This is a genomic window from Aliidiomarina halalkaliphila, assembly GCF_007096385.1.
Classification (GTDB): domain Bacteria; phylum Pseudomonadota; class Gammaproteobacteria; order Enterobacterales; family Alteromonadaceae; genus Aliidiomarina; species Aliidiomarina halalkaliphila.
The window spans coordinates 417,029-440,207 of the sequence record NZ_VJWL01000002.1; the positions used below are offsets into that span (position 1 = coordinate 417,029).

Annotated in this window: 21 protein-coding genes; 8 read left to right on the plus strand and 13 right to left on the minus strand. The window is 49.2% G+C overall.

The features are described from left to right. Positions 1–33: 33 nt before the first annotated feature. The 6 genes from ubiA to FM042_RS08525 all read right to left on the minus strand — a co-directional run bounded on the left by ubiA (position 34) and on the right by FM042_RS08525 (position 4,988). Positions 34–912: a 4-hydroxybenzoate octaprenyltransferase gene (ubiA, locus tag FM042_RS08500; protein ID WP_143235994.1), complete on the minus strand. Its 879-nt coding sequence runs from the start codon at positions 910–912 to the stop codon at positions 34–36. Positions 913–936: 24 nt separating this feature from the next. Next, positions 937–1,485 carry a chorismate--pyruvate lyase family protein gene (locus FM042_RS08505; RefSeq protein ID WP_143235995.1) on the minus strand — a complete coding sequence of 183 codons (549 nt, stop codon included), beginning with the start codon at positions 1,483–1,485 and terminating at the stop codon, positions 937–939. 43 nt (positions 1,486–1,528) lie between these two features. Next, positions 1,529–2,344 (minus strand): rhomboid family intramembrane serine protease, encoded by an 816-nt coding sequence (locus FM042_RS08510; RefSeq protein WP_143235996.1) that lies wholly within the window; start codon positions 2,342–2,344, stop codon positions 1,529–1,531. After that, complete coding sequence (gene glpE, locus FM042_RS08515; protein ID WP_143235997.1) at positions 2,341–2,667, minus strand: thiosulfate sulfurtransferase GlpE; 327 nt, start codon at positions 2,665–2,667, stop codon at positions 2,341–2,343. The genes FM042_RS08510 and glpE overlap by 4 nt, the downstream gene beginning before the upstream one ends. Before the next feature lie 14 nt (positions 2,668–2,681). Further along, a complete protein-coding gene (gene tdh, locus FM042_RS08520) occupies positions 2,682–3,707 on the minus strand; it encodes an L-threonine 3-dehydrogenase (protein WP_143235998.1) in 1,026 nt (341 codons plus the stop codon). Between the two features lie 87 nt (positions 3,708–3,794). Beyond that, entirely contained in the window at positions 3,795–4,988 is a 1,194-nt protein-coding gene (locus FM042_RS08525; RefSeq protein WP_143235999.1) for a glycine C-acetyltransferase, read from the minus strand. A gap of 212 nt (positions 4,989–5,200) precedes the next feature. On the opposite strand from FM042_RS08525, the gene coaD reads away from it, so the two are divergent. The 3 genes from coaD (at position 5,201) to FM042_RS08540 (ending at position 10,344) form a co-directional block, all read left to right on the plus strand. Beyond that, on the plus strand, positions 5,201–5,692 hold the full coding sequence (gene coaD, locus FM042_RS08530) for a pantetheine-phosphate adenylyltransferase (RefSeq protein WP_143236000.1): 492 nt from the start codon (positions 5,201–5,203) through the stop codon (positions 5,690–5,692). Positions 5,693–5,827: 135 nt separating this feature from the next. Beyond that, entirely contained in the window at positions 5,828–7,429 is a 1,602-nt protein-coding gene (gene pckA / locus FM042_RS08535; RefSeq protein WP_143236001.1) for a phosphoenolpyruvate carboxykinase (ATP), read from the plus strand. A gap of 140 nt (positions 7,430–7,569) precedes the next feature. Further along, positions 7,570–10,344: a putative bifunctional diguanylate cyclase/phosphodiesterase gene (locus tag FM042_RS08540; protein WP_143236002.1), complete on the plus strand. Its 2,775-nt coding sequence runs from the start codon at positions 7,570–7,572 to the stop codon at positions 10,342–10,344. Between the two features lie 43 nt (positions 10,345–10,387). On the opposite strand, the gene FM042_RS08545 is transcribed toward FM042_RS08540, so the two are convergent. Continuing rightward, complete coding sequence (locus FM042_RS08545) at positions 10,388–12,409, minus strand: S9 family peptidase (RefSeq protein ID WP_143236003.1); 2,022 nt, start codon at positions 12,407–12,409, stop codon at positions 10,388–10,390. Between the two features lie 26 nt (positions 12,410–12,435). After that, entirely contained in the window at positions 12,436–13,074 is a 639-nt protein-coding gene (gene fabR, locus FM042_RS08550) for an HTH-type transcriptional repressor FabR (RefSeq protein ID WP_143236004.1), read from the minus strand. Between the two features lie 140 nt (positions 13,075–13,214). Here fabR and FM042_RS08555 point away from each other — a divergent pair, with 140 nt between their 5' ends. Continuing rightward, positions 13,215–14,261 carry an acyl-CoA desaturase gene (locus tag FM042_RS08555; RefSeq protein WP_143236005.1) on the plus strand — a complete coding sequence of 349 codons (1,047 nt, stop codon included), beginning with the start codon at positions 13,215–13,217 and terminating at the stop codon, positions 14,259–14,261. Here the strand turns inward: FM042_RS08555 and FM042_RS08560 are convergent. The 3 genes from FM042_RS08560 to csrA form a co-directional block, all read right to left on the minus strand. Further along, positions 14,253–15,197 (minus strand): AEC family transporter, encoded by a 945-nt coding sequence (locus FM042_RS08560; RefSeq protein ID WP_143236006.1) that lies wholly within the window; start codon positions 15,195–15,197, stop codon positions 14,253–14,255. The genes FM042_RS08555 and FM042_RS08560 overlap by 9 nt on opposite strands. Positions 15,198–15,210: 13 nt before the next feature. Next, positions 15,211–17,532 carry a Tex family protein gene (locus tag FM042_RS08565; protein WP_221931516.1) on the minus strand — a complete coding sequence of 774 codons (2,322 nt, stop codon included), beginning with the start codon at positions 17,530–17,532 and terminating at the stop codon, positions 15,211–15,213. 96 nt (positions 17,533–17,628) lie between these two features. After that, positions 17,629–17,820, minus strand: coding sequence for a carbon storage regulator CsrA (gene csrA / locus FM042_RS08570; protein WP_143236007.1), 192 nt, complete (start codon positions 17,818–17,820; stop codon positions 17,629–17,631). A gap of 277 nt (positions 17,821–18,097) precedes the next feature. Here csrA and FM042_RS08575 point away from each other — a divergent pair, with 277 nt between their 5' ends. Further along, the gene (locus FM042_RS08575) at positions 18,098–18,646 is read left to right on the plus strand and encodes a DUF3016 domain-containing protein (RefSeq protein WP_143236008.1); all 549 of its coding nucleotides are present in this window, start codon (positions 18,098–18,100) and stop codon (positions 18,644–18,646) included. 18 nt (positions 18,647–18,664) lie between these two features. Here the strand turns inward: FM042_RS08575 and greB are convergent, their stop codons facing one another. Further along, a complete protein-coding gene (greB, locus tag FM042_RS08580) occupies positions 18,665–19,141 on the minus strand; it encodes a transcription elongation factor GreB (RefSeq protein WP_185960754.1) in 477 nt (158 codons plus the stop codon). Positions 19,142–19,378: 237 nt separating this feature from the next. Between greB and FM042_RS08585 the strand changes: the two genes are divergently transcribed. The 3 genes from FM042_RS08585 (at position 19,379) to envZ (ending at position 21,766) form a co-directional block, all read left to right on the plus strand. Continuing rightward, positions 19,379–19,600, plus strand: a complete 222-nt coding sequence (locus FM042_RS08585) for a hypothetical protein (RefSeq protein ID WP_143236010.1) — start codon at positions 19,379–19,381, stop codon at positions 19,598–19,600. Positions 19,601–19,718: 118 nt separating this feature from the next. Next, positions 19,719–20,450: an osmolarity response regulator transcription factor OmpR gene (gene ompR / locus FM042_RS08590; protein ID WP_185960749.1), complete on the plus strand. Its 732-nt coding sequence runs from the start codon at positions 19,719–19,721 to the stop codon at positions 20,448–20,450. Then, complete coding sequence (gene envZ, locus FM042_RS08595; protein ID WP_143236012.1) at positions 20,447–21,766, plus strand: two-component system sensor histidine kinase EnvZ; 1,320 nt, start codon at positions 20,447–20,449, stop codon at positions 21,764–21,766. Before ompR ends, envZ begins: the two co-directional genes overlap by 4 nt. Here the strand turns inward: envZ and sthA are convergent. After that, a complete protein-coding gene (sthA, locus tag FM042_RS08600) occupies positions 21,738–23,141 on the minus strand; it encodes a Si-specific NAD(P)(+) transhydrogenase (protein ID WP_143236013.1) in 1,404 nt (467 codons plus the stop codon). The two genes, envZ and sthA, sit on opposite strands and share 29 nt — an antisense overlap. Positions 23,142–23,179 lie beyond the last annotated feature (38 nt).

Consider the following 23,179-nt stretch of genomic DNA (forward strand, 5'->3'; position numbering starts at 1 on the left):
CCGCAGTGGTCTAAAGACCCTGCGGGCTTTTGATTAGATAGGTGCCGAGCCAAATGGAATAGGCAACCAATAATGTAACGCTAAACCAATTGCGATAAGCATACCGGCGTAGTGGTTTTGGCGGAATGCGAGAAAACATTCTTGTGGTGAGCGGTCGCGAATTAACCATAGCTGCCAAATAAAAAACAGAGCCATGGTGATGAGTGCTAACCAGAATATCCAAGTGGCATCGATCATCCAGCCGACAATCCCGAGCAAGAAAATAGTGGCCGCTTGCAGCGCACCAATCACCAAGATGTCGTACTGACCAAATAAAATCGCGGTCGATTTTATCCCCACTCGCAGATCGTCGGCGCGATCCACCATGGCATATTCGGTGTCATAGGCCACCGTCCAGAGAACATTCGCAGCGAAAAGTATCCAACAAATCAACGGCAAACTATTGCTCTCTGCGGCGAACGCCATGGGAATCGCCATACTAAATGCCGCCCCCAACACAAATTGCGGTAAATGGGTAAAGCGTTTGGTAAACGGGTAAGCAATGGCCAAACCTGCCGCTACAAATGATAACAAGATCGTTAAGGTGTTCAGGGTGAGCACTAACATGAAGGCTAGGATCACCAGCACGGCAAACAAAATTAGCGCTTCGGTGGGGGTTACTGCGCCCGTAGCAAGAGGGCGGTTTCGTGTGCGTTCAACATGCCCATCGAGTTTTCGGTCGGCGTAATCGTTAATCACGCAGCCGGCTGAACGCATCAGGAAGACACCGACAGCAAAGATGGCTACTAGGCGAACCGAGGGATCGCCGTTACCTGCAATAAGTAGGGCCCAGAATGTCGGCCAGGCGAGTAACCAGGTACCGATGGGCTTGTCCATGCGCATGAGCGCTCGATAATGGTCAAAACGAGTCATGGGGAACTCCGTAAACGCTTGGTTTTATTTGGAACTATCAGCATAGCAGGCGGATGGAGAAAGAAACACTTCGCTGACTAGAATTCGGGTGCCGGCAATATCAAATACCCGCCGTCGACCCCAGAGATCCTGTTCCTGATGATGCAAGGATCGATTGAGTTCTCCGGCGCCGGAAATGGAAGAAAAAGGGGCGATTTCAATAGGTCCAGGCGTGGTATCGGTACGGGTAAACAAATGCTCACCTAGTGGTTGATCCCCTAATGACGTGAGCTCTGGATTGGCCGCAAGGCGCTGATGAGGCAGAATACTGCGGGCAAACACCAGTGCAGTGTCGCCGGAGTATAAGAGCACTTCGCGAATGGTGACCGGTTCGGGATCCATCGCTAATGCGGCGTACTCGCACGGCTCAGCGGTTCCCTCAATCTGCCCAAGTACATGCACCGCGAAATCTGGATGAAGCGCTTTAATTTTTGCGGTTAAGGAGCCGGAGTCGAGCAACCAATCCGCAAGCTTTGTTGGGATGGCCATAGACTCAGGTGATTGCCACCGGGCGACGGTACCAATAGGAAACACGCATTCACTCCCTGTTTGTTCTGCGGATGAGCATCATAACACGTTATTTGTGGGGCTTGAGGATGCGCACCACTGCGCCCAAGAGTAATCCACTAAGTAGCCCTGCAAGGTGGGCTTCATTGGCCATATTGACCATGAGTAAGTCGGTAAAGCCGAGGGCCAACCATCCGATCATAAATACCAGAAGTGCAGGGGGCAGAGCGAGTGGGCTATAGCGGCGTCCCCAGGCACTAACAATGGCAAAGCCAAATAAACCGTAAACGACACCGCTGAGGCCGCCAAACAACGGGCCACTGTATGCCCATTGTGCATAATTGGACACAATGGCCGTCACCAACGTTACTGTGATCAACATCCAAGGGCTAAAGGTAAGTTCGACCCGTCCACCGAGATACCACCACCAGAATAAATTGAATACCAAATGCATCGCTGAAAAATGCAGCAGCATGGGGGTAACTAAGCGCCATGGTTGCCCGGCATGCAATTCAGGTACTCCGCCTGGGGTCACCAAGAGCGCATGGAGAGTCGCTTCAGGGGCGATAAACCATTGCAGTGCGTATACCAACAAAACCACGATAAACACTAAGAACGTGACGATGCCCGCTTGGCTTGCCAGCGTGTGCCAAAGCGACCGTGTTGCCGATACTGGACGCTGTTGTGGCAGGGATTCTGGGGTAGGGGGATTGTCACGAAACTGGCGCAGTACATCTTGGGCGAGCGCTTCGTAACCATGTTGAATCAACCAAAGTTCGAGAGTGCCACCACGCTCGGTTACAGTCACTGGAATGCCATGGCGCTGCATCACGAGCTGCAGCGTATTCATTTCACTACTGTTAGAGGTGGCGTATAGCTTTTTCACGCGTCCTGCTCGAGTTTATCGGGGTATGTATCGGCCCAAGCCACCATACCACCATCGACACTATAAACTTCAGTAAATCCCTGCTGGGCAAGGTACTGCCCAGCGGATTGACTACTGATCCCATGGTAGCAAAACACCAGTACTGGCTGTTCGCGGTCGGCCTGCATCATAAACTCAGCAAGTTTGTCGTTACTGAGTCGAAACGCGCCCGCCACGTGCCCAGCTGCAAATGTATTTGGATCGCGAATATCGGCAACTTGTGCATTACCGTCGGCGATCATTTTTGCCGCGTCGGCAAGGGCGATGGTGCTAAAGCGTCCCATGGTGTCCTCGTTGTTTAGGTCCAATCTAAAATTATTTTACCCGATTGGCCGGAAATCATTGTTTCAAAGCCCTTCTCATAATCGTCTACGGGCATGGTGTGCGTGATAATGGGGCTCAAGTCTAAGCCTGATTGCAACAGTGCCACCATTTTGTACCAGGTTTCAAACATTTCGCGACCATAAATACCTTTAATCACAAGCCCTTTGAAGATCACCTGATTCCAGTCAATTGCCATATCCCCAGGCGGAATTCCTAATAGCGCGATCTTACCGCCATGGTTCATGGCTTTTAGCATTTGATTGAAGGCCACAGGCACACCAGACATCTCTAATCCCACGTCGAACCCTTCGCTCATGCCTAGTTCTTTCATCACGCTATCCAAATCCGTTGTACGGGTATCGACCGCGCGTGTTGCACCCATTTTCATGGCGAGGGACAAACGGTATTCGTTAATGTCGGTAATCACCACGTGGCGCGCACCGGCGTGGCGTGCAACCGCTGCGGCCATGATTCCGATTGGACCCGCACCGGTGATCAATACATCTTCACCTACAAGATCGAATGATAATGCAGTGTGGACCGCGTTACCGAAGGGGTCGAAAATAGAAGCCATTTCGTCGGTAATAGAATCCGGTAACTTGAATGCGTTTTCGGCAGGAATCACCAGATATTCGGCAAATGCTCCCGGTCGATTCACGCCCACTCCTACGGTATTGCGGCATAGGTGACGGCGCCCCGCACGGCAATTGCGGCAATGGCCGCAGGTGATATGGCCTTCGCCCGACACGCGATCGCCAACGGCAAATCCGCGCACGCCTTCACCCATAGCGGCAACTTCGCCTACGTATTCATGACCGACAGTCATACCCACGGGAATCGTGTTTTGCGACCATTCATCCCATTTGTAAATATGCACGTCGGTGCCACAAATGGCGGTTTTACGAATCTTAATTAATAAATCATTGTACCCATACTCTGGCTTCTCTGCTTCGGTAAGCCAAAGTCCGGGTTCTGCTTTTAACTTCGCCAGTGCTTTCATAAACAGAAACTCACTCCTGAAGATAAAACAACCGCATAGCGCCGTTGTTTCTCATGTGTTGTGTGATTAAGCATAGCGGATCAACCCTTAGTTGATCACGTTGAGCTCTTTACCTACTTTGATAAACGCGGCAATCGCGCGATCAAGTTGCTCTTTTGTATGGGCTGCCGACATTTGGGTACGAATGCGCGCCTGGCCTTTAGGAACGACCGGGAACGAGAAGCCGATCACATAAACGCCTTCTTGTAACATGCGGTCTGCCATTTTCGAGGCCAATTTGGCGTCTCCGAGCATAACCGGAATGATCGCATGATCGGCACCTGCGAGCGTGAAGCCCGCTGCGGTCATCTTCTCTCGGAAATACTGACTATTATCAAGCAGGCGTTGACGTAGTTCATCCCCTTGACTGAGCATCTCCAACACTTTAATTGATGCGGCAACAATAGACGGTGCCAATGAATTAGAGAATAAATAAGGACGTGAACGTTGGCGTAACCATTCGACAACTTCTTTCTTCGCTGCTGTAAAGCCACCACTCGCACCGCCGAGCGCCTTGCCGAGAGTGCCGGTAATAATATCAACGCGATCCATCACTTGGTGGAACTCATGGGTACCACGACCGCCTTTACCAACGAAACCGACGGCGTGAGAGTCATCAACCATCACAATGGCACCGTATTCGTCGGCAAGGTCACATAACGCGGGCAAATTCGCGATAATACCGTCCATAGAGAACACGCCATCGGTGGCGATCATAATATTACGTGCGCCATCGGCCTTGGCTTGCTTTAACTGCGCTTCAAGGTCGGTCATATCGTTATTGGCGTAACGATAGCGTTTTGCTTTACACAAGCGTACGCCATCGATAATGCTAGCGTGATTTAACGCATCACTGACAATCGCGTCTTCTGGCCCTAATAACGTTTCAAACAATCCAGCGTTGGCATCAAAACACGACGAGTAAAGAATGGTGTCTTCTGTGCCAAGAAACTCAGAGAGTTTCTGCTCAAGGGTTTTATGGATATTCTGGGTACCGCAAATAAAGCGTACCGAGGCCACGCCAAAGCCATGACTATCAAGCCCTTCTTGCGCGGCTTTAATTAATTCGGGGTGATTGGCTAAGCCAAGATAGTTATTGGCACAGAAGTTCAGAACTTTTTGGCCGTTGACTTCAATTTCAGAAAATTGAGACGACGAGATCACTCGCTCGCTTTTATACAAACCATCAGCCTTAGTTTCGTCGATTTGACGTTGTAGCTGTTGGTAAAATGCCTTTTTCATCGCGTTCTCCATCGAGTTTGTGGGCGCATCATGGCCGATATTTTACTTGGTGTTGCGCAGGTTTGCAGTAGAAAACAAAGGAAAACTGGTGTGTCCACCGTAAATAAGGGATTCCGTTACCGGATATTGGTTGTTTCCCGGCCAATCTCGGTTGGACGCTTGCGCCCATATCAGCTATTCTTGCCTCCATTAAATTCGCGTTGATGACATCTATGTACAGACGAGCAATTTACCCCGGCACATTTGATCCCATTACCAATGGTCATTTTGACTTAATCCAGCGTGCCTCCAAGTTATTCTCTGAGGTGGTGGTAGCGGTAGCGGCAAATACGAGCAAACAACCGTTATTCTCTTTGGAGGAGCGGGTTGCTTTGGTGGAGAAAGTCACCGATCGCTTGGACAATGTTGTGGTGATCGGTTTTACAGGCTTGCTTGCAGACCTTGCTCGGGAGCGTAAAGCCCACGTTCTTATTCGTGGCCTTCGTGCTGTTTCCGACTTTGAGTTTGAGTTTCAATTGGCCAATATGAACCGGCGTTTGCACCCGGATTTAGAAAGCGTATTTTTAACGCCGTCTGAGGAAAATTCTTTTATTTCCTCTACCTTAGTGAAAGAGGTGGCCTTGCACGGAGGCGATGTTGCACAGTTTACCGATGCTAGGGTGGCCCATGCGCTTCAAGAAAAATACGCTGCAAAGCGCAGCTAAATTAAGAAAACTGGCTGATTTCGCCTATCTTTTATGGCCGAATCGGGGTATTATTTCGTGCGAAAAATCGCCAGCTTTTTTCACATGTTTCCGTCGTAATTAACACAAAACCATGTACCCGCAGGAGTTCTTCGCATGACTGATCTGGATCTGGGCCAATACGGCATAACAGACGTCACCGAAATTGTATATAACCCTTCTTATGAGCAACTCTTCGAAGAAGAAACGCGCCCCGAATTAACTGGATTTGAAAAAGGCCAGGTGACTCAATCAGGTGCTGTTGCTGTAGACACAGGCATTTTCACTGGCCGCTCCCCGAAAGATAAATATATCGTGCGCGACGACACCACGCGCGACACCGTTTGGTGGTCTGATCAAGGGAAGAACGACAACAAACCCATTTCTGCAGATGTATGGAGCGACCTCAAAGGGTTGGTCACCAAGCAGTTGTCCGGCAAGCGCCTGTTTGTGGTGGATACCTTCTGTGGTGCGAATGCAGATACCCGCTTAGCGGTTCGTTTTATTACCGAAGTGGCATGGCAAGCGCACTTTGTGAAGAATATGTTTATTCGTCCGAGCGACGAAGAACTGAAAACGTTCTCACCTGATTTTATCGTGATGAATGGTGCCAAGTGTACCAACCCGAATTGGAAATCCCAGGGCCTGAATTCCGAAAACTTTGTGGCGTTCAACTTATCTGAGCGCATGCAGTTAATTGGCGGTACTTGGTACGGCGGCGAAATGAAAAAGGGTATGTTCTCAATGATGAACTACTTTTTACCGCTGCAGGGCATTGCTTCGATGCATTGCTCAGCTAACGTGGGTGAAGCCGGTGACGTGGCGATTTTCTTCGGCTTATCCGGCACCGGAAAAACAACGCTTTCTACCGATCCAAAGCGTCAGCTCATCGGTGATGATGAGCACGGTTGGGACGACGACGGCGTGTTTAATTTTGAAGGCGGCTGTTACGCAAAAACCATTAATTTGTCGGAAGAAGCAGAGCCGGATATTTATCGAGCCATTCGCCGTGATGCACTGCTTGAGAACGTCACCGTTCGCGATAATGGCGAAGTAGATTATAACGACGGTTCAAAAACTGAAAATACACGGGTGTCGTATCCGATTTATCACATTGATAATATCGTGAAGCCGGTCTCTAAAGCAGGCCATGCCAAGAAAGTGATTTTCCTGACGGCAGATGCTTTTGGCGTATTACCGCCGGTGTCTAAGCTCACCACCGAACAAGCGAAGTATCACTTCTTGTCGGGCTTTACCGCCAAGCTGGCAGGTACAGAGCGGGGCATTACAAAACCAACGCCTACGTTTTCTGCGTGTTTTGGAGCGGCTTTCTTAAGCTTGCACCCAACCCAATATGCGGAAGTGTTAGCCAAGCGCATGGCCGATTCAGGTGCCGAAGCGTACTTAGTGAATACGGGTTGGAACGGTACCGGCAAACGCATTTCAATTAAGGCCACCCGTGCCATTATCGACGCGATTTTGGATGGCAGCATTGAAGATGCCGAGTTTGTGAACTTGCCTTACTTTAACCTCGCCATTCCGCAATCGTTGCCCGAGGTTGAAGATAGCTCGATTCTTGATCCACGCAATACTTATGACAATGCGGCTCAGTGGGATAGCAAAGCGAAAGAGCTAGCGTCTTTGTTTATCGATAACTTTGAAAAGTTTACTGATAATGCAGAGGGCAAATCCTTGGTGAAAGCAGGCCCACAACTGTAAATAGCGAACTCGCCTCACAATATCAATGGAAAGAGCCAGCGTACTGCTGGCTTTTTTGTATCCTGAAAGTACAGAATCTTTGACGTTATCAGTCAATTCTCATACACTCGAAACACAATAATAACAATAGGTAACCTGTCTTGAAACGGCTCTCCGCTTCTCCGACAACGGCCATGACCGCTGCATACTACACCATCGTTATCGCAGGGATGGTGACAGGACTGATCGGATTTGTTGCGGCATATACCCAAACGAGTACACAACCACTAGCGGAAGTAATCTCTCCGCGAGCGGCACTTACCTGCTTGTTTAGTGCGATGGGGTTGTGGGCTGCTATTCGTAGCGCTCCAGGTTGGCGCGTATTTTTTGGCAGCGTTATTGTTATCGCTGCAGCTTATTCAAGCGTTATGGATTCCCGCCTAGCGCCCTGGCTTCCCGAGTTTTTCAGCCACTTTGCGCAACCAAGTGTGCAGTGGCCCGTGGCTGTGCTCTACGGACTCCTCGGTATTTGTATCTTGTTCGGTATCTCACAAGATAAGCGGCGTTATCTATGGCGCTTATCAAGCCCACTGCTCATCGTGGGTGGCGTGCTTTTGTCGGTATTGTGTTGGATGGGAGAGAGTTACCAACACGTTGCCCCACATCCAATGCTTGCAAGCTTAGCCAGTCTACTTTTGGTTTTCTATGGTGTGGTGTTATGGCTCGGTTCCCATCAACAAGAAATACCCCAACCCTTGCCCAGTATTCGCGCGTTACTCACAGCAAGTTTGAGCGCGTCTGTGATTACCATTATATGGTTCCTGCTCAGTTTAGAATCGGTGAGTCGGTTAGAAAATGAAGGTGTGCGTGCGGTGACCGAGGCGGGTAATTCGCGTGAGATGGTTTCGGTAGAAAATTACCGCCTTATGCAGCGGTTGGTCAATCGCTGGCAAAATATCTCTGATTACGATCTGCGTCGCTTAATGGAAATGGATATTATTTCCTACTTAAATGACATTGAGCAGATTGAAAGCATCATGTTTCTAAACCAGCAAGGCCAGCTTGTGTGGGAAGAAACGAAGCCTGAAAGTGAATCCCTTTCCGCCTTGCTTGATGAAGTGGATGTGCAGAATTGGTTTCGAGCGACAGAGCGTCGTGGCGCGGTATATATTCCTACGGTCAGTATCACCGAAATGCAGGACCCGGTGATTCTCTTGAAACTCCCGTTGTTCCGTTATAACGGGACAGCCAGTGAGAATGGCACCAATTTATTTGGCTACGTGCTGACAGCATTCAACTTTGCACGATTAGTCAATCCTGCGATGCAAGAAACCGACTCACCTTTTAAAACCTATGCTCAGGTGCAGAATAATTACTTGTTGCACAGCATGGGTGATTACACGGAAATCCGTAAGCTAGAGGATTTCTCCGGTCATTACTTATTTTCATATCAACGCACCATGCGTGTGCCCTTGGGGTTGGAGTTAACCCTGCGCGGTTACCTAACCAATACGACCGAGTTACGTCGTGCCGCAAATCTTTATACCTTGGTTGTCGGAGGGGGCTGGATACTCTGCGTTTTACTTGTGATCAGTCTTGAGAATGCGGCAATTTTAAGAAGCCAGCGGGCGCAGCTCCAGTTCCAAGCATCTCATGACCGCCTCACCGGTTTAGCCAACCGTACAGTTCTCGAGGAGATATTAGGAAATCACTGCAAACGTATCGAAGGCACCGATGAAGCGCTGGCAGTGATATTTATCGACCTCGACGGCTTTAAGCCCATCAATGATAGTTTGGGCTTGGCGGTGGGCGACAAATTGCTCATTGAAACCGCGAACCGAATCCAAAAGATTATGCGTGAAGGCTCCCGTGTGGCGCGTTTTGGTGGCGATGAGTTTGTGGTGATTGTGCCGCGACTGTCGAAAGACGCGCCTATTACAGATCTGGTCAATGATATTTTATCGTCGATTGCACAACCGTATTTGATTGATTCCTATCGACTCTACGTGACCGCAAGTATTGGCATTACTACCACCATGGAAAGTGTTGCGGATCCTAAACAGCTAATCCAAGATGCCGATATGGCCATGTACCAAGCGAAACGGCAAGGGCGTAATCATTATCAGTTTTACACCGCTGATATCTCTGAGCGCTTCCATGTGTCTGTGACAATTCGTAACGAGCTACAGCACGTGCTTGAGCAGAATGCCTTGCAGCTGTTCTATCAACCCATATTTAGTGCCAAAGATCATACTATTGTGGGCGTCGAAGCGTTGCTTCGTTGGCAGCGCGAAGATGGCAGCTATGTATCACCAGCAGAGTTTATTCCGTTAGCAGAAGATTCAGGGCAGATTATTCCAATTGGCTCTTGGGTACTTCAGCAGGCATGTAGTGATGGGGTGCGATTGCAGGAGTATGGCGATTTCCAAGTGGCGGTAAACCTATCGTCTATTCAAGTGCACCGGGCAAATTTCATTGAGTCGCTAAAGCACACGTTGAATCTCACCGGATTTAAATCAAGCAAGCTTAATCTCGAGCTCACAGAAAGTATTTTGATGGAAGATTCTCATCAAGCGATTCGCATTCTTGATGCGCTCAGAGTGCAAGGGTTTAGTGTGTCTATCGATGATTTTGGCACGGGCTTCTCAAGCTTGTCTTATCTGAAATCATTACCCATTGATACCTTGAAAATTGACCGTAGCTTTATTCAGGATGTGATCAGCGGCAAGCACGATGCGGCGATAGCTCGGGGTATTATCGCTATGGCCAGTCAACTCGATTTAAACGTGGTGGCGGAAGGTGTGGAAACAGCAGAGCAAGTGGCGTTTGTAGAGGAAGCCGGATGTCACTATATGCAAGGATTCTATTTCGCTCGGCCGATGCCTTTCTCAGAGTTAATCTGTTTTATTCAAAACTACAAAGCCAAACGCTCATAAAAAAGGGAGGCCATGCCTCCCTTCGTTTTTTTTGTATTCTTACTTAGTCCAGATGTTCCGCATGAGGTAACTCATGGGGCGGAATGCCTTCACCTTGCTCTACTAGATAGAAGTTCATCCAGCGCATCAGGCGGAGTGCGTAATCAAGTTGGGAGCCTACGCGTTGATTGCCATGACCTTCCCCTGGATAAAGCACCAAACGCACGGGTACATTGCCATGAACCTTCAAATAGCGATACAGCTCCATGGATTGGCTCGGGTGGACACGTGTATCTTCAGCACCATGCATAATCAAAATTGGCGTGCGCGCCTGCTCGGCCCAGTAAATAGGGCTGCGTTCCAGATACCACTGCCACTTATCCCAAGGGTAGCTGCGCGCATGCACTAAATGCATTTCGTTTGGAATGTCCGTGGTTCCAAATTTAGAAAGATTATTACTAATGCCGACAAACATCACGCTGGCTGCAAAATGTTCTGTCTGTTTGGTCGCACCCCAAGCAGAGGCATATCCGCCATAGGAGCCACCGGTGATCCCGACACGCTCAGGGTCAGCTAGGCCAATGGCAACGAGGTGTTCCTTGGCGTCGACAATGTCGTCGAACTCCTTGCCCGCATAGTCGTTCTGGCCTAGTTTACTGAAGTTCACGCCGCGCCCAGTACTGCCACGATAATTTGGGAAGAAGGTGGCAAAGCCTTGCTGCGCTGCGTACCAGATTGGATTGGAATAACTATTATTCCAGCCGTTTCGCACATGGGCTTCGGGACCACCATGGATTGACATAATCACCGGCACAGGCGTACCCGGCTGATAATTATGTGGATAAACTAAAATACCTTCGAGTCGCAAGCCATCGCGAGCTTCATGAACAATCACTTCCTGACGCGGCTGACGAATGTCTGCAAGCCAAGGGTTTGAGTCGGTGAGGCGCGTGAGTTCGCCACCGATCACACGAAATACTTCTGTTGGATGTGATGCGTGATGACCAATTAAGGTGAGGTCGCCATTGCTCCGCACATGATTTAAACGGGTAAATATAGCTTTACCTTCGGCGACGACGACGTTGGTTTGGCCATTGTTCACGTTCGTTCTACGCAGGTCGGTTTCTACGTTGACGTCAGCAAGCCAAATCACATGGTCGTTATCCTGCCATGCTAGGTCGACAATGTGACCAGGAAATCCGGGAACGAGCTCACGTACCGAACCATCATCAAGATTACCGACATAGAGGCGTCCTTCCTTGGGGTCATGTTGATCTTCACCGCCAATAAATGCGAATTTTGCGCCATTCGGTGAGAAGGCTGCCTGGCCTAATTTACCGACGCTCTGCATACGCGCTACTTCATTACCCTCGAGATCAAATACTGCGTATTGACTGAGCATGAGATCGTCGTCCACTAACGTGGTTGGAGCAACCCGAAGTAACACTTGGTTGTGACCGGGACGAAATGCGAGTGAATGGATATGTTCGTCAATCTCAACAAGGCTTGCCTCTGGCGCTTCAGTGCTGAGGTCAAGAGTCCAAAGTTGCGCTTTTCGTGTTTGCTCTTCATATACTTGTGCGCGGAATCCTTTGCGAGCAAGCTCTTCGGTTTTCTCAGGTTGCGGTTCACGGGCGAGAAAGGCAATGGTGTTACCGTCACCGCTCACACTAAAGCTCGAGATTGCGACCTTATGCTGATATATCCGAGTGGATTCACCGCCACCGATAGGCAGTTTATATAAGCTCGTATGCTTATCATCACCACGTTGAGACAGATAGAAAATCGCACTGTCATCAGCAGCAAATTGGATTTGACCAATGCGCACATCGCCCGTTACGAATGGGGTAACCCGGCCTTCGTTATTAACAACAAAGAGTTCAGAGTAGGCGGTGCCGTCGTCGTCTTTGTATGGCGTGCGCGGACGCACACGGACAAAGGCAGTGAGCGTACCATCGTCGTTAGTAACCGCTTGAGTGACACGTTTTACCGTGATGGTTTCTTCAAGGGTAATATCCCGAGAAGTTGCGTGAGCTGTTTGCAAGCTCAGGGCTAAAGTGATTAATACCAGTAACCATCGGGTCATCGGCTTCTCCTTGTGGTGTTGTGTAATTATGGTTTTTTCGGCTCTGCGGCGCGTTTTGGATCTTCTTGTTTCATCGTGTCTGAGCCGCGGGCGATCATGCGTAATTGAATAATGGTTTGTTCGGCAATGGCGGTGCGCTCCGCTGCAGGTAAATCCAACGCATCTGCACCCGCGCTAAAGACCACCCGAACCATGGCATCGGCTTGTATTTTGGCAAGCCATTCAGGGAGTTCACGATCTGCGTATAAATAATCGGTAAGTTCTGATTTAAAGTGCTCAATTTCTCGGGCAATCGCCATCCTAAATTCTTTTGAGGTGCCTGAGCGTTCTTGCAACAACAGCCGAAAAACACTGCTGTTTTGGCTGATGAAATCCATAAAGATTTCAACAGAAATGCGAATCACGGAGCCGCCATCGGCAAGGCGCTGGCGCGATTGACGTAACAGTTGACGAAGGGTAAGCCCGGCTTCATCGACCAAAGTTAAGCCAAGTTCGTCCATATTCTGAAAGTGGCGATAAAAAGAGGTTGGTGCGATGTGGGCCTCACGCGCTACTTCACGCAGACTCAAACTGGAAAAGGTGGTTTGTGGGCTCAGTTGGTTCAATGCAGCATTAATCAGAGCACGTCTGGTTTTTTCTTTCTGTTTTGCCCGAATGCCAACCATTCCTCTGATTTCCCAACTGATTATTTAGAGCTGCAATGTAACAGTGAACACTTGTTAATTCAATTTTTGCAAATTCCCTTGATCATTCCCATCAGAACAGATAAATTCAGCGTACAGTTGTTCGCTAAAAAGTTGTATTTATGAAAAAACCACCCCTGCTCTGGCTTAATGTCAGCGTCTTTTTAATTACTTTTCTGGTCGCACTTGTCGGTGTTCCTTGGTATCTCATCAGTGTCGGTTTTGTGCCGTCATTGTGGATTGCCTTTGCCGTACTAGCCGTGTGGGCTGGGATATCAATCACCGCAGGCTATCACCGGTTATGGTCACACCGTACCTATGACGCACATTGGTCGGTCCGTTTAATTTTTGCGTTAGGCGGCGCGCTCGCGCTGCAAAATAGTGCCTTGCATTGGTCGTCGGATCATCGCGAGCATCATAAACATGTGGACCATATCGACGACGACCCCTATTCAATTAGTCGTGGTTTTTGGTTTGCCCATATTGGTTGGATGCTGCGTGAATATCAAAGCCAGCGTTATTCGGATTACCGTAACGCGAAAGACCTGCAAAACGATCCTATCGTGATGTGGCAGCACAAACATTATTTAACCCTTACATTGATGATGAATATTGGTGTGCCGATTTTAATTGGGCTACTGAGCGGACATTTCTGGGGCGCCTTATTGATTGCAGGATTCTTGCGGGTGGTATTCGGACATCACAGCACCTTTTTGATTAATTCGTTGGCCCATGTGTGGGGGCGACAAACGTACACGGATCGCAATTCTGCGCGCGACAACGGCGTATTAGCTTTGTTTACCTTTGGTGAGGGTTATCATAACTTCCACCATATTTTCTCGGGTGATTATCGCAATGGTGTGCGTTGGTATCACTTTGATCCCACTAAGTGGCTAATCGCGGTGTTGTCTTGGTGCAAATTGGCAGGAAACTTGAAGCGTGCAAATCCTTATCAAATAGAAAAAGCGCGGTTAGACATGATGATGAAGCGGCTCTCACTGCGCAAACATTCCATGGCCGAACGGCTGCAGCAAGAATACGATGTGATTTTAGATGAAATGCGTGATTATTATCAAAGCCGCAAACGCTGGGTCGCACGTCGGCGCAGTATTCGGGCTCTAAAACATGGACACGATATGCAACGGGTTCAGAGTGATAGCTCAGCCTGATGCGGCATTCACCATCATTCCAATAATCCACGCCCAGATTGGCAGGGTAATAAGCCCTGCCAATACGCCATAACCCACCAACGAGGCCACCAAACGCGGTTTGAGCCCGGCCCCAATCGCTACCGCACCTGCTGTGATCATAAACGGCATTGCTGCTTCAAATACGCTGATTTGCCCCGCCAAACCGAGCTGACCTGTGCTGACTATTGTAGCCAACGCAACCGCGGGAAGTATGAAGAGCTTAATGACCATAGCAATGGCAAAGGGCAGGGCATCGTCGCGAGGGATGCGGAACTGCAGCTGAAAGCCCACTGCAATCATCACGACAGGTACTAACGTTGCTGCTAATATTTCGATAAAGTCTTGGATTACACTTGGATACTCTTGTTGACCTATGGTCAGGGCGAGTACGAGTGCGATCACCGGCGGGAAAGTGAGTAACTGTTTTATGAGAGCAAGGGCCCGTGGTTTCTTTGCCGATGCGGAAGACCCCTGGGGCATGCCATAAACTGCGGCGATGAAGGTTGCAAAGAAAGCCAATCCCACAAAGGAGCCGATTTGATCATAGATCACGGCATAAGGTAATCCTTGCACGCCAAAAAATACCTCGACCATAGGAAACCCAAGGAACGAGGTATTGCCCAAGGGAACGATAATCATGAGAGCCCCAGTGAGCTCTCTGCTCCAATCGAAAAGCTTGGCACATCCCCACACTAATGCGATAGCAATAGGATAGAGTAAACAAGGCATCAGAGCGGGAGTGAGTACTTGCATACTCAACTGCAGATGCGGCAAATGCAGTAAAATCATCGCAGGTACCGCTACATAAATCACATATTGATTCAGTACCTGACCGGTATTTTCCGGCATGGCCCCAGTTCGCTTGAGCACAAGCCCAACCGCGAGGAATGCTAAAATCAACAGCATTGGGGCCATGGGAAATCCTTAATTATCGTTTTTTGGCATTCTTAAATGCATCGGCAAAAGCACTATTCACCGGTGCAGCTGCCGGGCGTTGTGGCTTGCCCTGGTGGCGCTTATTCTTTCCGGGTGAGGATGTCTTTTCCGAAGCAGCGGCAGCGGGTGGGGTATCATGTAAGCGCATGGTTAGTCCTATACGTTTACGTTCTGTATCCACTTCCAATACCTTCACTTTGACCACATCGCCTGTTTTTACCACGTCGTGAGGGTTCTCAACAAACTTATCCGCCAATGCTGAAATATGCACTAAGCCATCTTGATGCACACCAATATCAACGAAAGCACCAAAATTAGTTACATTGGTGATAACGCCTTCCAAGGTCATGCCGATGGCAAGATCAGCCAGTGTTTCAACACCTTCCTTGAAGCTCGCGGTGGTAAACTCAGGGCGTGGATCCCGGCCCGGTTTTTCGAGCTCGTTTAAAATGTCGGAAATGGTGGGTATCCCAAAACCAGTGTCGGTATAATCGACGGCTTTGAGTGTTTTAAGAAAAGCGCTATCGCCAATCAGGTCGCGGACGTTCCGATGATGCTTGCTCGCGATGTGCTCCACAACAGGATAAGCTTCGGGGTGCACTGATGATCCATCGAGTGGGTTGTCACCACCGGTAATCCGAAGAAAACCTGCAGCTTGTTCGAAACTTTTCGGCCCCATACGAGGCACCGCCAGTAATGCTTTACGGGTAGTAAAAGCGCCATCTTGCTCCCGAGTATTCACAATATTTTGGGCGAGATTTCGATTGAGGCCAGCAATTCGAGATAGCAATGGAACAGAAGCCGTATTCACATCCACCCCAACTGCGTTTACACAGTCCTCCACTACAGCATCGAGGCTGGCGGCTAACTGCGACTGGCTAACATCATGCTGGTATTGTCCGACACCAATGGATTTCGGCTCAATTTTTACCAGCTCGGCCAGTGGGTCTTGTAAGCGCCGTGCGATAGACACTGCGCCGCGGTAAGACACATCGAGATTGGGAAATTCAAGTGCGGCTAATTCCGAAGCAGAATAGACGGAAGCCCCGGCTTCGTTAACCATGACTTTCGTGAGGGCTAATTCTGGGTGTAGCTTCATGAGCTCTGCCACTAATCTATCGGTCTCCCGGGATCCGGTCCCGTTGCCGATGGCAACTAGCTCGACGCGATGTTGTTTGGCGAGGGCGGCTAGAGAACGTAACGACTTATCCCATTGATTTTGTGGAGCATGAGGAAATATGGTCGAAAAACCAAGGAGCTTTCCGGTGCTATCAACCACGGTGACCTTTACGCCAGTGCGCATGCCTGGATCTAATCCCATGGTCGTACGTTGCCCCGCAGGCGCCGCCATCAGCAGGTCTTTTAAATTGGTTGCAAATACATCAATTGCAGCGGTTTCCGCAGCTTCTCGAACCTGACTCAATAAATCAGTTTCCATACGGGGAAGGATTTTGACCCGCCAGGTCCACTGTACCGTTTGTTTTCGCCACAATCCCGCCGGAGTATGGTCAACCGACAACTGGAAGTGGTTTGCAATGCGTTGCTCGTACTCGCTTTCTCGAACTGTTTCGGCGTCTTCTATGTGGGGCTCTGGTACCAATTTAAGCTGTAAGATACCTTCATTGCGACCACGCAATAACGCAAGAGCACGGTGCGATGGGATAGAGCGAATGGCTTCATTATAAGCAAAGTAGTCTCTGAACTTAGCACCTTCCTGCTCTTTGCCAGTCACGACGGTTGCCGTTAGTGCCGCATTATTCCATAGGTGAGCGCGAGTGAACTTTAGTAATGCAGCATCTTCAGCGAATCGTTCCATAAGAATAAAACGCGCACCTTCAAGCACCGCGTGGGTGTCGGCGAATCCGGCATCAGCATTGATGAAGTCTTGCGCCAAATTCTGTGGGTCATCGGTACTCGTCATGAGCTGATCCGCTAATGGCTCGATTCCTGCTTCTATGGCGATTTGCCCTTTGGTGCGGCGTTTGGGCTTATAGGGAAGGTAAAGGTCTTCGAGCTCTGTTTTTGAGACACATTGGTTGATCTGAGTTGTGAGCTCGGGCGTGAGCTTATCTTGATCGGCAATACTGGCGAGAATGACTTTGCGGCGATCATTCAGTTCACGTAAATAGCCTAACCTTTGTGCGAGGTTGCGCAACTGGGTATCGTCAAGGCCTCCGGTGGCCTCTTTGCGGTACCGAGCGATAAAAGGAACCGTGGCTCCATCGTCGAGTAATCGTACCGTGGCTTCAACTTGGGCAAGTCGAACGCCGAGTTCATCTGCGAGGTATTGTTCAATATTCATGCCGGTAGACATACAGCTCTCTTCTTTTCTCAGTATCTATAGTAATGACGCTGATGTTACCACGAAGAAAAGAAAGAAAGTTCGTGCTTTACCGATTTTGATGAGGACTTATTCGGCGGGTTCTTCGGCGTTGTTATTTTCTGATTGAATACGGATATAGATTTCTTCACGGTGAACTGACACATCGGAGGGCGCTTGCACTCCGATTTTGACCTGACTGCCGTTGATGGCGAGTACGGTCACTTTGATGTTGTCATTGACCATTATCGTTTCACCGATTCGTCGCGTGAGAATTAGCATAGGCGATCGCATCCTAGGTTTGAACAATGTGAGCTCTCTTGCAGCTTCTTGTAGTTGTGTAAATTAATGATTAGTAATAATTAATATGACTTTTAGTTATAACAAAGCTAGAGATAGTAATCATAAACTAATGATAGTAAATGTAAATAATTTGCAAAGATGAAAAGTGTAAAGGTTTGGAGGTTCCGACGTACCTGAACAACGCTGACGGAGCGGAACGTTGCCGCGGCGATGAGGTCTGAATCATTATGAGAGGATTAAAAATCCAACGAGGTGCATGATGAATACATTACGGATTTACATAAGCGGTCTCGTGCTTGGTCTTCTAGTCATGGCGAGCGCGAGTGCAGCAACAGTTGAAGTAAACTGGAATAATCCGGATAAGTATACAGATATTGAAGTGTCGTATATGGATCCTGGCGATCAGTTTATTGAGCTCTATTTTTCGCGGTTAGAGCGGCATTTTCAGCGTTTGGCGACAATGCACTTACCCAGCGACTACACCCTTGAGATTGATGTCATTGATATCGATCGGGCAGGGCGTGTTGAGGTGCGGCCAGGTGCCGAACGCGATAGAACACGTGTCGTGATGGGAAATGCGGTACCGGAAATGGTGCTGAGTTATCGTTTGCTTAATTCAGCAGGCGATGTCGTTGCATCGGCGGATGAAACCTTAATTAAGGGGTCGGTATTGCGCACCGAAGGGCGCAGTCGCTTCCCCTTTTTAAACCGCAACGATCGGGGCGCTATTGGTCCTGAGGCTCGTATGATGAATCTATGGTTCCTCGCGACGTTCATCGACCCAGACGGTAGCGCAGAGGATTAACGAGACACGCTGTGCAACTTAATCGTTGTTATATCTGATATCGATTACACACCAGGTTTTTTGGCCGCTTGGGGTGGTGACTTCAAATTCATCACCCACTTCTTTTTTTAGGAGTGCGCGAGCCATCGGTGAATCGATCGAAATATAGTCGTTACGTCCATAGATTTCGTCGGGCCCAACGATACGAAAGCGCTTACGGTGACCATCAATGGCTTCAATTTCTACCCACGCGCCAAAAAATGCCCGACCTTCTTGCTGCGGTGAGTAGGAAACAACTTTAAGTGACTCAATGCGTTTGCGTAAGTAGCGCACGCGACTATCAATTTGCCGCAGCACTCGTTTGTTTTCTTTGTAGTCGGCGTTCTCACTGCGATCACCCAAACTCGCCGCCCAAGCGACTTTTTTTGTAATTTCGGGCCGGTACTCACGCCACAAGTAATCTAACTCTTCTTTGAGCTTTTGCAGTCCTTCCGCTGTGATCAGATTGGTTTTCAACATGGATTCCGTGAACTATGGGGTCGGGTAATATATTTCAATCTTTTCGGCTAAACAGTGCCAAGAGGCGCTGAAGATACACCTATTTCATCGACTGCTCAAATGATTGCGTCACTAAATTGGTGATTTTTCGAACAATTTAAATTCATCCGAAGTGGCTTTCTCTCACTATAATTAATAATGCAGTCGGCGTTTACCGTAAACCCGTGCTGTGTAGTCTATGAGGAGGTAGCCGCAATGCGCATGTTACTTACCGCGCTAGTCGCAATGTTGCTCATGGGATGTACGTCAGCTGGAGGCTATGGGAGCAATTCGCGCTATGTGGTCGATTGGGAAAAGGTTGATCGCATCGAGTCAGCCGCTCGAGCGCAAGGGGTTGAGGTAGTGTGGGTTCAAGTTCCGATGAAACGTGTGGAAAAATCAGAGCCGAGCCAAGACGAAGATAATGGCGCTCAATAGCTATTAGCGTTACACACTGTCGTATTTTTTGAAAAAAGCCTGCAGAACCGTTTGCCAAGTTTTCTGCAGGCTCATACACTGTTTCCGTTAAGTCGATAAAAGGCGGTGAACGGAAATCATGTCTGAATCTGAATTTCGAGTGATTGTAGTCGATGACGATGTGCGTTTGCGATCGTTGTTAGAACGCTACTTACAAGGTCAGAACTTTATTGTCCGAGCGGTTGCAGATGCGGTCCAAATGGATCGACTGCTGGTTAGAGAAACCTTCCACCTGATGGTGTTGGATCTTATGCTTCCCGGCGAAGATGGAATTTCAATTTGTCGACGCTTACGGGAGTCTGGGAATAACCTACCTATTATTATGCTCACCGCCAAAGGCAGTGAAATGGACCGTATTGTCGGTTTGGAGAATGGCGCCGATGATTACCTCGCCAAGCCGTTTAATCCGAGAGAATTATTGGCCCGCATTCGCGCGGTTTTAAAACGCCAGCAGCGCGAAACGCCGGGCGCTCCGAGTCAAAAGGCGTCTCAGGTGGAGTTCGGTGATTTCAGCTTTAACCTCGCTACGCGAGAATTGGTGCGGGGAGATGAAGTATTGCCATTAACTAGTGGCGAATTTGCGGTACTAAAAGCCTTAGTGACTCACCCACGCGAGCCGTTATCGCGGGATAAGCTAATGCACCTAGCTCGCGGCCGCGATTATAGCGCATTAGAGCGTAGTATCGATGTTCAAGTCTCACGGTTGCGCCGCATGATCGAAGCAGAACCTTCCAGTCCTCGCTACCTGCAGACGGTGTGGGGGCTGGGCTATGTATTTGTGCCGGACGATCAGGATAGTTCAATGTCATGACCTGGTTGCTGCCACAAACCGCATTTGCTCGAACCATGTCGCTCATCGCTGCGGTATTGGTATTAAACCTAGCGTTAACATATTTGCTGTTGGTGATGTATGTGGTGAAGCCTGGGGTGCATCAGTTGAGCACCTTGGTGGCGCGTCACGTGACGGTTGCCCAGTTCATCGATCGTGAAGGCACCGATGGTGGCAAGATCTTATATCGGCAAATCAGTGGCGTGGAAAATTTAACCCAAGCGGAAGCGGAACGAGAAGGCTTATTAAGTGCCACGCACTATCAGTTTCTTTCCGAGCTTTTATCCGAAGCGCTCGGTGAACCGGTGGAGTTGCGTTTAGGTAACATGGATCGCTTGTATGTATGGGTACGCACAGAATCACACCCCGATTGGTTTCGAATCCCCTTAGCACAGCTCGATGATGGCCGATTTTCACCGCTGATTCTCTTTCTTATTCTGATTGGACTGTTCAGTGTGGTGAGCGCTGCTTGGTTCGCTCGGTCATTAAACCGCCCGTTATTAAGCTTACAAGAAGCGGCGGATCGCCTCGGACATGGTTACCATCCCTCTGCATTGCCGGAGCGCGGCGCGTCTGAGCTCGTTGCGGTAACCCGCGCATTTAATCGAATGGCACGTAGTATGGGGCAAATGGAAAGTGATCGGGCGTTGCTACTGGCAGGTATTTCCCACGATTTACGTACTCCCTTGACCCGCATTCGCCTTGCGGCGGAAATGATGGACCCGGATGATCCCTTGGTGGAGGGGATTATCAGTGACATCGAGGATATGAATGGCATTCTCGCGCAGTTTTCGGATTTCGCACGCGCACGGGAACGGGCGGGCTTTGATTTTGTTAATTTGAATGACCTCGTTCACGAAGTCGTTTCCTCGAGCCAGTATCTGAACCCAGATTGGATTCAATTGAGGCTGGAAGAGTTACCTGATGCGGAACTACAACCGGTCGCAATTAAACGCGTGATTTCCAATTTGATTACCAATGCAAAGCGTTACGGTAGTGAGCCCATCGAGATCACCACTGGGGTGACGCGCGACCAAGAGTTCATTTGGTTAAGTGTGCGTGACCATGGGAGTGGAATTCCTGAAGATAAGCTCGAAGAAATGTTTGAGCCCTTTACCCGAGGAAATGTTGCGCGCAGCGAGGAAGGATCGGGGCTCGGTTTGGCCATTGTGAAACGTTTCGCGGAGATGCATCGAGGCATAATTCAGGCGCGCAATGCCCCAGGTGGTGGGCTCGAAATTACCATTACCTTGCCACGTTATCCGAACGCTATGGAGCTACGCGATTTAGACCATTAAGTGCTGCCACGCGATAGGCTTCGGCCATCGTGGGGTAGTTAAAGGTTGTATTGACGAAGTAATCGATAGTATTTCCGTCCCCTTTTTGCTCCATAATGGCCTGGCCGATGTGAATGATCTCTGAGGCCCGTTCACCGAAACAATGAATGCCCAATATCTCTTTACTTTCTCGATGAAACAGAAGCTTAAGACTACCGACCAAGCTATCGGCGATTTGTGCCCGCGCTAGATGTTTAAATTGAGCACGACCTACTTCATAAGGTACGTTCGCCGCGGTCAGTTCTTCTTCAGTGGCACCGACTGAGCTGATCTCTGGGATCGTATAGATGCCTGTTGGAATATCGGAAACAAGCTTAGTCTCACATTCGCCATCGAGCACGGCAGTGGCTGCGAACCGACCTTGGTCATACGCGGCGCTTGCGAGGCTTGGATAACCAATGATATCGCCCACGGCATAAATGTGTGGCACCGAGGTGCGATAGTTGTCGTCTACTTCGAGTTGTCCTCGATGATTTGGCGTGAGGCCAACGTTGTCCACTTTGAGCTTTTCGATGTTTCCTGATCGACCATTAGCGTAGAGCAAACAGTCGGCAAAAATACGCTTGCCGGATTTTGTTTCCAGCAGCACGCCATCGTCGCGACCTTCAATTTTTGCGTATTCTTCATTGTGGCGAATCACCACACCGCTATTGCGCAAGTGATAGCTCAATGCATCGGAAAACTCAGTGTCGAGAAATGACAGTAAGCGCTGGCGCATGTTGATGAGATCGACTTTACAGGCGAGACCTCGAAAAATGCTGGCATATTCGCAACCAATCACACCGGCCCCAAAAATAATAATGCTTTTGGGATCGTGGGCGAGATTTAATACTGAATCGGAGTCGTAAATACGGGGATGTGAGAAATCCACATCGGGTGGATGGTAAGGGCGTGAACCCGTGGCAATGACAAAGTTCTTCGCTTTAAAAGTATCCTTAGAACCATCCGGGTGTGTCACCTGTAAATGATGTTCATCGATAAACTCCGCTATGCCATGAATCACAGCAACGTCGTTACGTTCGTAAAATGAGCTACGTAGCTTTACTTGTTTGCGAATTACCGAATCTGCATGCTTCAAAATTTCTTTGAACGTGAGCCGTCGTGGTAAGTTACTTTGCGAGAAGAGCGGGCTCGAATTAAATTCGATTAAGCGGCTAACCGAGTGCCGGAGCGCCTTCGACGGGATGGTGCCCCAATGTGTACAACCGCCACCAAGCCGTGATTCCGCCTCGATAATAGCAACGCGTTGCCCACGTTTGGCGAGCATCATTGCTGCCCCTTCACCGCCAGGGCCAGATCCAATCACGATACTGTCGAACTGATGCGCCTTTGCCATAATCTACTCACTTGATTGCTGCTTGAATGATAAGCATA

What these genes read in the sequence shown, in the direction of transcription:
- ubiA (WP_143235994.1), bottom strand. Translation starts at nt 912, where the DNA reads ATGACTCGTTTTGACCATTATCGAGCGCTCATGCGCATGGACAAGCCC.
- glpE (WP_143235997.1), bottom strand. Translation starts at nt 2,667, where the DNA reads ATGGGACGCTTTAGCACCATCGCCCTTGCCGACGCGGCAAAAATGATC.
- tdh (WP_143235998.1), bottom strand. Translation starts at nt 3,707, where the DNA reads ATGAAAGCACTGGCGAAGTTAAAAGCAGAACCCGGACTTTGGCTTACC.
- FM042_RS08525 (WP_143235999.1), bottom strand. Translation starts at nt 4,988, where the DNA reads ATGAAAAAGGCATTTTACCAACAGCTACAACGTCAAATCGACGAAACT.
- coaD (WP_143236000.1), top strand. Translation starts at nt 5,201, where the DNA reads ATGTACAGACGAGCAATTTACCCCGGCACATTTGATCCCATTACCAAT.
- pckA (WP_143236001.1), top strand. Translation starts at nt 5,828, where the DNA reads ATGACTGATCTGGATCTGGGCCAATACGGCATAACAGACGTCACCGAA.
- FM042_RS08545 (WP_143236003.1), bottom strand. Translation starts at nt 12,409, where the DNA reads ATGACCCGATGGTTACTGGTATTAATCACTTTAGCCCTGAGCTTGCAA.
- fabR (WP_143236004.1), bottom strand. Translation starts at nt 13,074, where the DNA reads ATGGTTGGCATTCGGGCAAAACAGAAAGAAAAAACCAGACGTGCTCTG.
- FM042_RS08555 (WP_143236005.1), top strand. Translation starts at nt 13,215, where the DNA reads ATGAAAAAACCACCCCTGCTCTGGCTTAATGTCAGCGTCTTTTTAATT.
- FM042_RS08560 (WP_143236006.1), bottom strand. Translation starts at nt 15,197, where the DNA reads ATGGCCCCAATGCTGTTGATTTTAGCATTCCTCGCGGTTGGGCTTGTG.
- FM042_RS08565 (WP_221931516.1), bottom strand. Translation starts at nt 17,532, where the DNA reads ATGTCTACCGGCATGAATATTGAACAATACCTCGCAGATGAACTCGGC.
- csrA (WP_143236007.1), bottom strand. Translation starts at nt 17,820, where the DNA reads ATGCTAATTCTCACGCGACGAATCGGTGAAACGATAATGGTCAATGAC.
- FM042_RS08575 (WP_143236008.1), top strand. Translation starts at nt 18,098, where the DNA reads ATGATGAATACATTACGGATTTACATAAGCGGTCTCGTGCTTGGTCTT.
- FM042_RS08585 (WP_143236010.1), top strand. Translation starts at nt 19,379, where the DNA reads ATGCGCATGTTACTTACCGCGCTAGTCGCAATGTTGCTCATGGGATGT.
- ompR (WP_185960749.1), top strand. Translation starts at nt 19,719, where the DNA reads ATGTCTGAATCTGAATTTCGAGTGATTGTAGTCGATGACGATGTGCGT.
- envZ (WP_143236012.1), top strand. Translation starts at nt 20,447, where the DNA reads ATGACCTGGTTGCTGCCACAAACCGCATTTGCTCGAACCATGTCGCTC.
- sthA (WP_143236013.1), bottom strand. Translation starts at nt 23,141, where the DNA reads ATGGCAAAGGCGCATCAGTTCGACAGTATCGTGATTGGATCTGGCCCT.